Raw genomic sequence first — 12,845 nt, 5'->3', positions numbered from 1 at the left:
TTCCGCTGATGAGGCTGCATACGCCGCTCGATGCTACGGCAAAAGCGCCTGGCTTCAGCCGATCGATACACCCGTCATGGCCTCGGAAACCCGCCAAAGCCGCTCGGCCAGGTCGGGGTCAGCGGCCCATGGGGCAACGCCCTTGCGGCCGGCTTCGCCCGTGTGGATGGGGGCAACGTCACAGTCTTCCAGGTAAAGACCTCCAAGGTCCGCCAGCAGCGGACTGGTGGCGGACCATACCGACGTCGCGGCCGCCTGGGGAACCGTCTTCATGCCGCGGGCGGGGTCGACCCGAAGCCTGCCCTGCTCATCCCGCGCGTCGAAGCTGGCAATCTCCGCCTCCGAAAGATGCCGCGCCAGACCGGTCAGGACCTGGCCGGGATGCAGGGAGAAGGCCCGCACGCCGCTTTCCCTGCCACGCTTGTCCAGCGCCATGGCGAAAAGGGCATTGGCGGTCTTGGACTGGCCATAGGCCACCCATTTGTCATAGGGGCGCGAGAGGAAGTCGATATCGTCGAAATCCACGCCCGCGATCTGGTGGCCCCGCGAGGACACGCTGATGACGCGGGCATCGCCGCTCCGGGTCAGCGCGGGCCACAGCGCCACGGTCAGCCGGAAATGGCCGAGATGGTTGGTGGCGAACTGGCTCTCATGGCCCTCGGCATCGCGCCACAGGGGCGCCGCCATGATGCCAGCGCTGTTGATAAGCATGTCGAGAGCCCGGCCGCCTGCCACCACATGCTCGCCAAAAGCCGCGATCGACGCAGGATCCGTCAGGTCGATCGGATCGACCTCGACATTGGCGATCCCAGCCAGGTCCGCTCTTGCCTGGTCCGGGTCGCGCGCCGGAACGAGAACCCGCGCACCCGCCTCGGCCAGGGCGCGGACCGTTTCGATGCCAAGGCCGGAGTGGCCGCCAGTGACGATGGCGTTCTTGCCGGACAGGTCGATGCCGCGGATCACGTCGGCAGCCGTGCTGGCAGCGGAAAAGGGCGAGCCGATCGGATGTTGCTGGGTCATGTCTTGTCTCCACTGGTAAGGTCTCCAGATATCGCCTATCTCGAGGGACAATCCAGACAGCCAAGTCCGAGATGATATCGTGATCGTCCAAACCATGCCCGGCGACGCCCTGTCGGCGATTCTCACCACCATCCATGCCGTGGCGCATTGCTCGATCAGCCTGCAGGCAGGCGGCGAATGGGGCGTCCGCTTCTCGGCGCCCGCCAACATCAAGTTCAACGTGGTGCGTCGCGGCACCTGCTGGCTGCTCGCCGAGGGCCAGACACCGGTGCAACTCGCGGCCGGCGATTGCTTCGTCGTCGCCCACACGCCCTTCGACCTGGCCAGCACGCCGGACGCCCGGATGGAGGCGGCCCGTGACGTCTTCACAGACTCTGGCATGGCCGCCAAACTCGGGGATGGCGCCGATTTTGCCATTCTAGGCGGCAGTGTGCGGCTCGATACCATTGACGGCGTAGTGCTTTCCGGCGCGCTGCCGCCGATTCTGGTGATCCAGGGAGGTGCGGCGGCGCCGATCACATGGCTGCTCGACCAGCTCGATCGCGAATGGGATTCGGGCGCGCCCGGGGCCCAACTGATGTGCAACGACCTGTTGCGCCTCGCCTTTGTCCACGTGCTGCGCGCCCATCTGGCGCAGGGCGCCGCCGACGCGGCCGGCTGGCTGGGCGGGCTGACCGACCGGCACATTGCCCCCGTCCTGCAGGCGGTGCATTCCGAACCGGAGCGCAACTGGACCCTGGCCGAGCTGTCACGCCTTGCCGGCCAGTCCCGGTCCAGCTTTGCCGCGCGGTTCAAGCAGCGTGTCGGCGTCGCCCCGCTGGAGTATCTGACACGCTGGCGCATGCGGCTGGCGGCCGGCAGATTGCGGCGCGGGAACGAGCCGGTGTCCAGCATCGGCGCGGCGCTCGGCTACCGCTCCGACAGCGCCTTCGGCGCCAGCTTTCGCCGCATCTACCGCACCTCGCCGGCGCGCTATCGCAGTGATCACCGGCAGAACGCGTCATCCCCGGGGCTCGACATGGCTTAAAACCCGCAGCGCTGAGCGGCGATCAGCGCCCGGTTCCGGGCCCCTCGTCGTCATCATCCAGGAGGATGCGCTGGGCCGCGCCGTCGAGGTCGTCATATTGAGCGCTGCGAAGCGACCAGAGGAAGACGACGAGCGCGACCGAGCCGAACAGCAGCGCGAGCGGCACCAGGAAGATCAGGCTGTCCATGGCTGGCCCTGCGCGACCGGGGGCCGGCGTGCTTCCGCCTCCGGGCGCCGCGCCGGGACGGCGGGCCGGGCTTCCGCCTCGTCCTTGCCGCTGCCGACCTTGAGGCGGAGCGCATTGGCGACGACGAGGATCGACGACAGCGACATGGCCAGCGCCGCGATCAGCGGCGTGACGAACCCGGCGATCGCGACGGGAAGCGCGATCAGGTTGTAGGCGATGGCGAGGCCGAAGTTCTGGCGGATGAGCCGCCCGGCCTCGATCGACACGCGATGGGCCAGCGGCACGGCCTTCAGGCTGTCGCGCAGGAAGACGAAGTCGGCGGCGTTGCGGCCGATGTCGGCGGCGCTCGCCGGCGCCATCGAAACATGGGCGGCCGTCAGGACCGGCGCGTCGTTGAGCCCGTCGCCCACCATCAGCGTCTTGCGTCCCTCGGCCGCCAGCGCGCGGACCCGGGCAACCTTGTCGGCGGGCAGCGCCGCCGCGGTGACGTCGTCGATACCCAGTTCGGCGGCGGTCGCTTGAGCCGGCTCCATGCGGTCGCCGGAAAGGATCAGCGTGCGAAGGCCCGCCTGGCGCAAGGCCTGGACCGCGGCGCGCGCATCGGGCCGCAGTTCGTCCGTGAAAGCGAAGGCGGCGAGACAACGGCCATCGACGCTCAGGACGGTGCCGCTGGTCTCGCCGGGCTCGTCCAGCGCCCACTCGGCCCGGCCGAGCCGATAGGTCCGTCCGGAGAGCGCCGCCTCCACGCCATGGCCGGGAATTTCGCTCAGCCGTTCGAAGGCCACATCGCCGCCGCCAAACCGCGCCGCGATGGCGCGCGAGGCGGGATGGTTCGAGGACGCGGCCATGGCGGCGGCGATCGCCGCATGGGCCGGCTCGATCCGTTCGGCATCGATGAGTTGCAGCTTGCCTCGCGTGAGGGTGCCGGTCTTGTCGAAGGCGACCGTGTCGATTTCGGCCAGGCGCTCCATGGCGGAGCCATCCTTGACCATGACGCCGTTCTCGAACAGCCGCCGGGCCGCCATCACCTGGACGATCGGGACGGCCAGGCCGAGCGCGCAGGGACAGGTGATGATGAGGACGGCAATGGCGATGGTGATCGAGCGGTGCCAGTCGCCGGTCGCGGCGACCCAGCCGACCAGGGTCAGCAAGGCGGTGGCATGGACGACCGGCGAATAGAGCTGCGAGGCGCGGTCCGCGAGCCGCCGGTAGCGCGCCTTGCCGCCTTCCGCCGCCTCCATCAGCCGGACCATCTCGGCCAGGAACGAATCCTGCGCCCGGGCGGTCGCCGTGACGACGAGCCCGCCGGTCAGGTTCAGCATGCCGGCCTTGAGCGCCGACCCGGCCTCGACCGGCTGCGGCAGGCTCTCGCCGGACACGACCGAGCAATCCAGCTCCGACGCGCCGCTAGCGACGGTGCCATCGACCGGCACGCGGTCGCCCGCCGCGACGAGCAGGGTCATGCCCGGCTCGATTTCCGCGACCGGCAGATAGTCGCGGCTGCCGTCGGCGCCAAGCACGGTGGCGCCGCGCGGCGCGAGGCGTACCAGCCCGCTGACCGCCTGGCGCGCCCGCTCCCGCATCATGTGGTCGAGCGTGCGGCCGATCAGCAGGAAGAAGACCAGCGAGGTCGCCGCGTCGAAATAGGCGTGCGCGCCGTTCTGGAACGTCTCGTAGACGCTGATGCCGAAGGCGAGGCTGATGCCGATCGAGATCGGCACGTCCATGTTGGTGCGCCCGTGCTGGAGCGCGCTCCAGGCAGAGCGGAAGAAGACCAGCCCGGAATAGAACAGCGCCGGCAGGGCAAGCAGGGCCGAAATCCAGTGGAACGCCTGCCGGGTCTCCGGCTCGGCGCCCGACCAGACCGACACCGACAGCAGCATGATGTTCATCGAGGAAAAGCCGGCCACGGCCAGCGCGCGGATCAGCTGGTTGAGCTGGGGATCGCTCGCCGCCTCGGCCGCGTCGTAGAGATGCGAGGGATAGCCGAGCCCCGCCAGCGTCTCGATCAGAGGCGGCACCTCGCCGCGCCACTTCACGCTGGCGCGGCGCGTCGAGAAATTGACGCGGGCCTGGGTGACGCCTGGAAGCGCGGCGAGCCCGCGCTCGACCTTGCGGATGCAATCGGCGCAATGCATGTCCGGCACGGCGAGATCGACCTGGCGCAGCCCGTCGCCGAGATCGCGGCTGGCGAGCCGCAGTTCCTCGTCGGAAGCGCAGGCATGGACCGTCCGAGCCAGGTCGGCGGCCCCGCCAGCGCAGCAGCTCATTTCATCGCCTCGTAGCTATGCCAGGTCGCGTGGCCGAGCAGCGGAAACACGACGATCAGCCCGAGCAGGCCGGTTGCCACGCAGAGCGCGAAGAGGACGAGCACGATCGCGCCCCAGGCCAGCATCACCGGCAGGTTGTTCCAGACCAGCGAGATGCTGGTGCCCATGGCCGTGAACGCATCGGTCTTCTCGTCGAGCAGCATCGGGATCGCGAAGGTGCTGATGGCGAAGGAGAACGCGGCGAACAGCGCGCCGACGACCGTTCCAACCAGCAGCATCGCAAGACCGACCGGCGTGGTGAACAGCATGGTCGCGACATTTTCGAGCCCCGGGAAAGGCCGCAGGCCGAAGAACAGCGCATAGATGAGCACCGCGGCGCGCATCCAGACCAGCATGAGCAGGGAGAGGATGGCGCCCGTGAACCAGACCTGGGCGCCGGATTCCGACTTGACCAGGATCATGCGCGCCAGGGAAACCGGCCGGCGCTTTGCGATGTCGCGGCTCTTGGCATAGAGACCGATGGCGACGAACGGCCCGACCACCATGAAGCCGGCGAGCGCCGGAAACAGGATGTAATCAAGGCCGAGGGCAAACAGGCTCCAGATCACGACGCCCGAGATCGCGAAGACGGCGAGGCCGTAGACGAGGCTGGTCGCCGGACGGACGAGCAGGTCGCGCCAGCCGGCCGCGAGCCAGCCCAGCGCGGCGCTGGGCGCCAGATCGCGCCGGCGCGACGGCACCAGCGGCGGCTCGATGGCGGGGGATGCGTTTGTGGACGTGGCCATGATTGTCTCCTGCCTCAGCACGCCGACTTGGCGGCACGGAAGCCGTCACCGGGATCGGACGCATCGCGTGCATGCGGAACGCAGTCCGGCTGCGAGCGCAGCGCGACATAGACGAGATGCACATTGGCGCCGACCAGGACGGCGACGCCGATCGAGGCGATCGCGATCGAGATCCACTTCCAGTTGGGGCGCCTTGGCCGCGCCCCGGGCAGCGATGGAGCCAGGCTCATTTCGCGTCCCCCTCCAGCGTGTGGACGTAGAGCGCCAGGATCTTCATGTCGATCGGGCTCAGTCGCTCGCCCCAATGCGGCATGTGTCCCTGCCGCCCGCCATGCACCGTGCTGAAGATCGACTGGGCGTCGGCGCCATAGATCCAGGCGGCATCGGTCAGGTCAGGCGCGCCCACCTCGGGATTGCCCTTGCCGGCCTCGCCGTGACAGGCGACGCAATTGGCGGCGAAGACCTCCTTGCCCGCCGCGACGCGGGCGGGATCGAGTTGTCCCACCGGAGCCGTTCCCGACAGCGAGCGGACATAGGCGACGACATCGCTCACCTGCTTGCGATCGAGGATGCCATCGCGTCCGAAAGCCAGCATCTGCGATACGCGCGTATCGCCATGGGTCGAGTTGATGCCGACGCGGATGGTCTCGGCGATCGCTTCCGGCGTGCCGCCCCAGAGCCAGCTCTTGGCGCGAAGATTGGGGAAGCCGGGGCCGCCCCGCGCGTCGACGCTGTGGCAGGCGGCGCAATTGTCGACGAACAGCGTCCGCCCGGTGTCGCGGACCGACTGCATCAGCGGCGCATCGGCCTCGATCGCGGCATAGTCCATCGACGCGACGCGGTCGGTCCAGCCGGCGCGGGCGGTGGCGGCATCGGCCACTTCGCGGGTCACGATCTGGCGCTGGTCGATCCCGAGCAAGCCCTTGGTATAGGTCCAGCCCAGCGGCCAGGCCGGCATCAGGACCCAGTAGACGATCGAAAACAGGATGCCGGCGGCGAGGAAGAACAGAACGACGCGCGGTATCGGCGAGTCGAGTTCCTCGATGCCGTTCCACTCGTGCCCGGTCGTCAGCCGTCCGGTGACGGGGTCGCGCTTGCCTAGTTCCACGGCTTGTCGTCCTTGTCGAGAATGCTCTTCTTCGCCTGGTCGAAGCCCTTCTTGTTCCGCGGCCAGAAGGTGTAGACCAGCACGCCGATGGAGAGCGCGATCAGGTAGAACAGGCCCCAGCTCTTGGAGAAGGCGACGACGGATTGATAGTCGAAGTCCATCGCGCTCAGCCTCCCCTTGCCACGGCGGGCGATCCATCCGCCTTGGTCGCTTCCGCCTTGGGGACTTCCTTGGGCGCTTCGGTGTTCGGCGCTTCGGTCGGGGGCAGCGTGGCCTCGGTCGAGGCGGCGTCGGTCAGCTTGCCCAGGATCTGCAGATAGGCGACCAGCGCATCCATCTCCGTCAGCCGCGACGGATCGCCGTCAAAGGCGCGGATGTTCGTCGCCGCGCCATAGCGCTCGCCGACCCCGGTCGCGAAGGCCGTGTCGGGCGCCGCCTGGCCGTAGGCGTCGGCGGGCGCGTTGTCGATCATCGCCTGTGTATAGGGCACGCCGACGCGGCTCATCGCCAGCAGGTGATCGCCGAGATCGTCGGTGCGCAGCGTCGTCTCTTCCAGCCAGCCATATCTCGGCATGACGGATTCGGGCACGACGTCGCGCGGATTGCGCAGATGCGCCGTCTGCCACATGTCGGAATACTTGCCGCCGATACGAGCCAGATCCGGCCCGGTGCGCTTCGAGCCCCAGAGCATGGGATGGTCGTATTGCGACTCGACCGCCAGCGAATAAGGACCGTAGCGCTCGACCTCGTCGCGCAGGGTGCGGATCATCTGCGAGTGGCAGGCATAGCAGCCCTCGCGCAGATAGATGTTGCGCCCCGCCAGTTCGAGCGGCGTGTAGACGCGCATATCCGGCGCCTTCTCGACCGTCTCGTGGATGGTGAAGAGCGGCGCGATCTCGACGAACCCGCCGATCGCCGACACGCCGACGATGGCCAGCACGAAGCCGATGGCACTGCGTTCGAGCTTGCGATGAAAACTCGGCATGTCGGCTACTCTCCGGCCTGAAGGGCGGGTTGGGTCGCAAGGTGCGGCTCGTCCGCCTCCCCCGCCTTGGCGGCGAGCGCGGTCCCGGGCTGACGGATGGTCATCCAGATGTTGTAGGAGCCGAGGATCGCGCCGATCAGGAACAGCAGGCCGCCAAAGGCCCGGGCGATGTAATAGGGATGCATCGCGACCAAGGAATCGACGAAGGAATAGGCGAGCGTCCCGCTTTCATTGTAGGTCCGCCACATCAGCCCCTGGATGATGCCCGAATTCCACATCGCGAAGACGTAGACGACGGTTCCCGCCAACGCCAACCAGAAGTGCCACTCGATCAGCCTGGGCGAATACATGCGCTCGCGCTTCCACATCCACGGCACCAGCGCGTAGATCGAGCCGAAGGAGATCATCGCCACCCAGCCGAGCGCGCCGGCATGGACATGGCCGATGGTCCAGTCGGTGTAATGGCTGAGCGAATTGACGGCGCGGATCGCCATGAACGAGCCTTCGAAGGTCGAGAGGCCGTAGAAGACGGCGGCGACCATCATGAAGCGCAGCGTGGCGTCGTCGCGCACCTTGTGCCAGGCGCCGTTCAGCGTCGCCAGCGCATTGCCGGCGGAGGCCCAGGACGGCACCAGCAGCACGATCGAGAAGGTCATGCCAAGTGTCTGCACCCATTGCGGCAGGGCCGTGTAGTGCAGGTGATGCGAGCCCGCCCACATATACATGAAGGTGATGCCCCAGAAGCTGATGATCGACAGCCGGTAGGAGAAGATCGGCCGGCCGGCGCGTTTCGGGAGGTAGTAATACATCATGCCGAGGAAGCCGGCGGTCAGGAAGAACGCCACCGCATTGTGGCCGTACCACCACTGGGTCATCGCATCCTGCACGCCGGAGAACAGCGAATAGCTCTTGGCGTGGCCCAACGAGACCGGCACGGCGAGGTTGTTGACGATGTGCAGCACCGCCACGACCAGGATGAACGCCATGTAGTACCAGTTGGCGACGTAGATATGCGGTTCCTTGCGCCGCTGCAGGGTCCGTATGTAGATCAGGAAATACACGACCCAGACGATGACGAGCCAGATGTCGGCATACCATTCCGGTTCGGCATATTCCTTGGACTGGGTGATGCCGATGAAATAGCCGCTGACCGCGATGACGCAGAACAGGTTGTAGCCGAGCAGCACGAACCACGGGCTGATCTGGTCCGGCAGGCGCGCCCGCGTCGTGCGCTGGAGCACGTGGAAGGACGTCGCGATCAGCGCGTTGCCGCCAAAGCCGAAGATGACGCTGGTCGTGTGCACCGGGCGGATGCGGCCGAAGCTTGCCCAGGCGGCGTTAAAGGTCAGGTCCGGCCAGGCCAGCAGCGCCGCGACCCACACGCCAAAGGCGAGGCCGAACACGGCCCAGGCCATGGCTAGCACGATGCCGACCTTGGTCGGGTCGTCATAATAGCGCGAGAGCCGCGAGCTGTCCGGCTCGGGCCCATAATAGCCGGCGATTACGAAGAAGCTCACGCCGAGGGCGTAGAGCAGAATGACGAAACCATGGGTCCCGATCGGATCGCCGCGGCCGATGGCGGCGAGCGCCAAGCCGCAAAGCGCGACCAGAATCGAGATCGCGAGTGCGACCTGCCGATCGCCCCTGCTTAGTCCCGCAACCATATCCGAGCCCTCAAATTCCAGAAATAAAGCCGCTGCGCCGCCTTGGCGAAAAGGTTGCGTGCGGCAGGACTTTCCCGGAATTCGGCGAGTTCGTATTTGTTCTAGATCAAAGAGAGCCGCGAAAAGCACGGCGTGGCGGGCGTCTCCCCCCTCATCGCGGTCCCGTTGCGATTTCGCGGTCTTAGGCTTGCTGGAATCGCTCGAGGAGAAGGCTCCCCAGCGCCATCAGGCCGAAGGCGATGAGGACCGCGCCGGAGGCCCAGCGGACCCAGCGCGCGAAGCCTTCCGGCAGACGCCGGTGCGCGAGTGCCACCGAGCCACTCAGCACGATCCACCAGGCGAGAGAGCCCAGAAACACGCCCACCACAACGGTCAGCGCGTCCACTCCTTCCTCCGCCAGGCCGAGCCCGGCGAACATCGCTGCGAAGGAGAGGATCGTCATCGGATTGGCGAGGGTCAGCGCGAAGGTCGCCACCGAGGTGCCGAGGAGATCCCTCGCCCCGACACTGGCAACGCCCGGGGACGATTTCGATTGCAGGCTCTTCCAGCCGAGCCAGATCAGAAACAAGCCGCCGACCAGGCGCATCGGGCCGCTGATCTCGCTCAAAATAGCGGAAAAAGCGGCAAAGCCGAGCGCCGCCAGGCTCGCATAGAAGCCATCGGCGAGCGCGGTGCCGAGCCCGCCGGCCATGCCGGCCCAAAAGCCCCGTTCGAGCGTGCGGCTGATGCAGAGCGCGCCAATAGGGCCGAGCGGGGCGGCGACCGCGAGACCGAGCAGCAGGCTTTTGCCGAACAGCGCGAGATCAATCACGCGGGACCTCCGTCGGGTCGAAAGGTCCATCGACGACGGAGGACAGCGCAATCACCGTTTCGCTGCGCGCGATGAACCGGGCGGCCTTCAGCTCCGAAAGAAAGGCCTCGAGATCGGCGAGCGAGCCGACATGCACCTTCACGAGATAGGACCAGGGTCCCGTCACATGGTGGCATTCGGCAATCGTCGGCTGCGACCGGGCATAGGCCCGGAACGCCGCCTCGTCGGCCTCGGCGGCCAGCGCGACCCACACAAAGGCCAGGACAGGCCGGCCGAAGGCGGCGGGGTCGGCGTCGACCGTGAACTTGCGGATCGCGCCGCTGGCCGCGAGGCGCCGGATCCGCTCATTCACGGCGGAAGCCGACAGTCCCACGACGGCGCCGATATCGGCGAGCGAGCGGCGCGCGTCTTCGGCGAGGAGATTTGATATTTTGCGGTCTATTTCATCCATGACCGCAAAATCGTCTGAGTCGGCACTCTATGTCAACATATTATGCGAAGCTATGGACCGCGCCACGGGAGGCCATCACGCCGGATGCTCCACCCCGTCCTCGTCGCCGAAGCGTCGCAACGCCTCGGCGTTCAGGATCGTGATCGAACCATAGCGGGTCGTCAGCCATCCCTTCGCGGCAAACCGCTTCAGCGCGGCATTGACCTGGCGGCGGGATGCCGAGGCCATCGTGCCGACCTCGGCCTGCGTCAGCAGAACCTGCTTGCTGCTCCACGTCATGCGCTGCAGCACGGAGGCGATCCTGCGGTCGGGGTCCGGCTTCTGCAGATCGTGGATGATGCGGATCAGCACATCGACGCCATGCAGCAGGTTCTGGCAGAAACGGCGGCTGACCGAGGGATCGGCGGCCGTCATCTGGGTCATCTGGTCCAGCGACAGGTGCATCACCCACAGCTCGGTCAGGGCGCGCAGTTCCAGCCGGCGCGGCTGGCGTATGAGATAGCTGTCTTCGCCCGTCCAGGAACCCGGCACGCCCATATGGACCAGCTGCGGCGCATCGACCTGCGGGGCCGTATTGACGGCGACCACGCCGCTCACCAGGCCATAGATCCCGCCGAGGTCATCGCCAAAGTGATAGATCACTTCATTCGGCGCATAGCGCAGCAGGATGGAGCGTCGCAGCACCTCGTCCGCAAAGGCTTCCGGTTCCCTGGATAGCCATCCGTTCTCCCGAAGGATGGCTTCGGCGGTGGCTCGCTTGATCAAAGTCGCGCTCATGATTCCCCATGGGCCTGAAACCGGGAAGGCTCCGCTGAAGCGGGCTGGCTCAGTCGTCCTGCGTTGAAAAGAGCCGCAGCTTCTCGGCGTTGAGGATGGTGATCGACCGATAGCGGGTCTTCACCCAGCCCTGATCCGCAAACCGCTTCAAGGCGGCGTTGACCTGCCGGCGCGAAGCGCGGGCCATGGTGCCGATCTCGGCCTGGGTCAGCGGCAGAGGATGCTCGCCGATCCAGCGGGCCCGCTGGAGCACGGCGGCAATCCGGCGGTCGGGATCGATCCGCTGCAGATCATGGATCACGCGGATGAGCGCATCGACGCTGGCCATGATGATCTGGCCGAAATTGTGGGCGACCATCGGGTCGGCCTCGGCCATCTCATCCATCTGCTCGAGCGGCAGGTACATGGCCCAGGTCCCGACCAGCGCGCGCAGCTCGAAGCTCCGCGGCTGTCGTGTCAGGAAGCAGCCCTCTCCGGCCCAGGCGCCCGGCGCGCCGACATTGATCAGCTGCGGAATGTGGTTGGGCGGCGCGGTATTGATCATCACGCCGCCGCTCACCAGGCCATAGATGCCGGCCGGCTCGTCGCCAGAGCCGAAGATCCGCTCGCCCGGCGCAAAGTGCACGAGAATCGAGCGTCGCAGGACTTCCTTCTGGAAGGCCTCCGGCTGATGGAACAGCCAGCCATTCTGCAGGAGAATGGCCTCGGCCTCGTCGCGTTTGATCAGGTTCGGGCTCATATTGAGCGGATAGCACATTCAAAATTCCAAATTGTTCCCACGGAACAGTCTGGCTCCGCGTTTCTCCGCATTTCTTGTCGCGAGAGAATCAACCATCGGAGCCTGTCCCTTGCGATCCGCCCTTGCCGTCGCGGCCTTCCTGCTCACCTGTGCGTCGCCCCTGGCCGCCGATCTCGCCTCCAAGCCGCCGGTACCGCCGCTGCCATCGGTCGGACCGAGCTTTTCCTTCACCGGCTATGGATGGGCGTCGGCGATCGACGGACGGGGCTCGACCTTGCCGCCGCTGCCCGCGGCCGACCTGGATCTCAGCTTCGGCGATATCCTCAAGAACATGAACGGCGCCCTGATGGGTTCCGCCGAGATGCGCATGGGGAACTGGAGCTTCCTGGCCGACGCAATGTTCTCGCAAGTGACGCCCGGCGGTTCCCTGCCGGGTCCGTACTTCTCGTCGGCAGAGGTCCGTACGCGCACGCTGACGCTGCAGAGCGGGGTGCTCTACCGCCTCCATAGCGACGAGACCTTCGATCTCGATGTCGGCGCGGGCCTTCGCTTCTGGAACCTCGACAACGAGCTGAAGATCTCGCCGGGATCGCTCAACCGCGAGATCGACTACAGCCACTCGGAGAACTGGCTCGACCCGGTCGTCGCGGCCCGCATGACCGCAAGGCTCAGCGGCCCCTGGAGCGTCACGGTCGCCGGCGATATTGGCGGCTTCGACATCGGGTCCAAGCTGACCTGGCAGGCGGTCGGCACGGTCAACTATCAGTGGAACCAGAACTGGGAGTTCCGGACGGGCTACCGCGCCCTCTATGTCGACTATCGCAAGGACGATTTCCTCTACGACACGACGATGCACGGCCCGATCCTCGCCGCGACCTATCGGTTCTGAATCACCCGATTGCGCGATCCGGACAGTCTTCCTCGCCATACCCGCTATGGCTGTGTCCGGATCGCGAACGCACTCGCGATCCGGACACGGGGATGGAAAGGCAGGCGATGCAGGCCGAGGCGGCGCAGGGGG

15 protein-coding genes are annotated in these 12,845 nt (G+C 66.8%); 2 read left to right on the top strand and 13 right to left on the bottom strand.

Annotation, left to right across the window (positions count from 1 at the left end):
- Positions 1–54 precede the first annotated feature (54 nt).
- A complete protein-coding gene (locus tag ABIE08_RS18625; protein ID WP_354553340.1) occupies positions 55–1,020 on the bottom strand; it encodes an oxidoreductase in 966 nt (321 codons plus the stop codon).
- Positions 1,021–1,099: 79 nt separating this feature from the next.
- Here ABIE08_RS18625 and ABIE08_RS18620 point away from each other — a divergent pair, with 79 nt between their 5' ends.
- A complete protein-coding gene (locus ABIE08_RS18620; RefSeq protein WP_354553339.1) occupies positions 1,100–2,047 on the top strand; it encodes an AraC family transcriptional regulator in 948 nt (315 codons plus the stop codon).
- A gap of 22 nt (positions 2,048–2,069) precedes the next feature.
- Here ABIE08_RS18620 and ccoS read toward each other — a convergent pair whose 3' ends face one another.
- The 12 genes from ccoS to ABIE08_RS18560 all read right to left on the bottom strand — a co-directional run bounded on the left by ccoS (position 2,070) and on the right by ABIE08_RS18560 (position 11,842).
- The gene (gene ccoS / locus ABIE08_RS18615) at positions 2,070–2,234 is read right to left on the bottom strand and encodes a cbb3-type cytochrome oxidase assembly protein CcoS (RefSeq protein ID WP_354553338.1); all 165 of its coding nucleotides are present in this window, start codon (positions 2,232–2,234) and stop codon (positions 2,070–2,072) included.
- Positions 2,222–4,504: a cation-translocating P-type ATPase gene (locus tag ABIE08_RS18610; protein WP_354553337.1), complete on the bottom strand. Its 2,283-nt coding sequence runs from the start codon at positions 4,502–4,504 to the stop codon at positions 2,222–2,224. The genes ccoS and ABIE08_RS18610 overlap by 13 nt, the downstream gene beginning before the upstream one ends.
- A complete protein-coding gene (locus ABIE08_RS18605) occupies positions 4,501–5,289 on the bottom strand; it encodes a DUF2189 domain-containing protein (RefSeq protein ID WP_354553336.1) in 789 nt (262 codons plus the stop codon). Before ABIE08_RS18605 ends, ABIE08_RS18610 begins: the two co-directional genes overlap by 4 nt.
- 14 nt (positions 5,290–5,303) lie before the next feature.
- On the bottom strand, positions 5,304–5,519 hold the full coding sequence (locus ABIE08_RS18600; RefSeq protein ID WP_354553335.1) for a hypothetical protein: 216 nt from the start codon (positions 5,517–5,519) through the stop codon (positions 5,304–5,306).
- Positions 5,516–6,397 (bottom strand): cytochrome-c oxidase, cbb3-type subunit III, encoded by an 882-nt coding sequence (gene ccoP / locus ABIE08_RS18595; protein WP_354553334.1) that lies wholly within the window; start codon positions 6,395–6,397, stop codon positions 5,516–5,518. The genes ABIE08_RS18600 and ccoP overlap by 4 nt, the downstream gene beginning before the upstream one ends.
- Complete coding sequence (locus tag ABIE08_RS18590; protein WP_354553333.1) at positions 6,388–6,558, bottom strand: cbb3-type cytochrome c oxidase subunit 3; 171 nt, start codon at positions 6,556–6,558, stop codon at positions 6,388–6,390. The genes ccoP and ABIE08_RS18590 overlap by 10 nt, the downstream gene beginning before the upstream one ends.
- 5 nt (positions 6,559–6,563) lie before the next feature.
- Positions 6,564–7,382 (bottom strand): cytochrome-c oxidase, cbb3-type subunit II, encoded by an 819-nt coding sequence (gene ccoO / locus ABIE08_RS18585; protein WP_354553332.1) that lies wholly within the window; start codon positions 7,380–7,382, stop codon positions 6,564–6,566.
- A 5-nt stretch (positions 7,383–7,387) separates the two neighbouring features.
- Positions 7,388–9,046: a cytochrome-c oxidase, cbb3-type subunit I gene (gene ccoN, locus ABIE08_RS18580; protein ID WP_354553331.1), complete on the bottom strand. Its 1,659-nt coding sequence runs from the start codon at positions 9,044–9,046 to the stop codon at positions 7,388–7,390.
- Positions 9,047–9,227: 181 nt separating this feature from the next.
- A complete protein-coding gene (locus ABIE08_RS18575; protein WP_354553613.1) occupies positions 9,228–9,854 on the bottom strand; it encodes a LysE family translocator in 627 nt (208 codons plus the stop codon).
- Positions 9,850–10,308 (bottom strand): Lrp/AsnC family transcriptional regulator, encoded by a 459-nt coding sequence (locus ABIE08_RS18570; RefSeq protein ID WP_354553330.1) that lies wholly within the window; start codon positions 10,306–10,308, stop codon positions 9,850–9,852. The genes ABIE08_RS18575 and ABIE08_RS18570 overlap by 5 nt, the downstream gene beginning before the upstream one ends.
- A 75-nt stretch (positions 10,309–10,383) precedes the next feature.
- Entirely contained in the window at positions 10,384–11,085 is a 702-nt protein-coding gene (locus ABIE08_RS18565) for a Crp/Fnr family transcriptional regulator (RefSeq protein ID WP_354553329.1), read from the bottom strand.
- 49 nt (positions 11,086–11,134) lie between these two features.
- A complete protein-coding gene (locus ABIE08_RS18560; RefSeq protein ID WP_354553328.1) occupies positions 11,135–11,842 on the bottom strand; it encodes a Crp/Fnr family transcriptional regulator in 708 nt (235 codons plus the stop codon).
- A gap of 91 nt (positions 11,843–11,933) precedes the next feature.
- On the opposite strand from ABIE08_RS18560, the gene ABIE08_RS18555 reads away from it, so the two are divergent.
- The gene (locus ABIE08_RS18555; protein ID WP_354553327.1) at positions 11,934–12,713 is read left to right on the top strand and encodes a hypothetical protein; all 780 of its coding nucleotides are present in this window, start codon (positions 11,934–11,936) and stop codon (positions 12,711–12,713) included.
- Positions 12,714–12,845: the final 132 nt, after the last annotated feature.

Source organism: Kaistia defluvii (assembly GCF_040548815.1).
Lineage (GTDB): Bacteria > Pseudomonadota > Alphaproteobacteria > Rhizobiales > Kaistiaceae > Kaistia > Kaistia defluvii_A.
This window is presented reverse-complemented; position numbering and strand designations above follow the sequence as displayed.